The following is a 284-nucleotide window of genomic DNA, read 5'->3' on the forward strand; positions in this document are numbered from 1 at the left end:
GATTAGGTTTAGGGAGGAAGTCTCCGGTCTGTGCTTTTCTTTGCAGCCAGAGATTAATGGTGTTCCGGCTGACATGGAAAACTTGACTGGCTTCTGTTTTGGGCATACCGTCTAGTTCAATTGCATTAATAACTTTTTGTCTAAGGTCGTAACTGTAGGGGGCTAGCCTTTTGGGTCTTATGTAGATATCCTTGCCATTATACGTCCTAACTTTCCTGTCTTGTGCTATAAGATGAACTCCAACCACAACTCAAACACTGTCCGATTACAACAACCCTCAAAGC

Annotated in this window: 1 protein-coding gene; it reads right to left on the bottom strand. The window is 43.3% G+C overall.

Annotated elements, in window-relative coordinates:
- A partial coding sequence (locus P5674_RS26305) for an IS630 transposase-related protein (protein ID WP_315670532.1) occupies nt 1–181 on the bottom strand: 181 nt, incomplete at its 3' end.
- Nucleotides 182–284 lie beyond the last annotated feature (103 nt).

The organism is Limnospira sp. PMC 289.06 (assembly GCF_032350395.1).
Classification (GTDB): Bacteria; Cyanobacteriota; Cyanobacteriia; order Cyanobacteriales; family Microcoleaceae; genus Limnospira; species Limnospira platensis.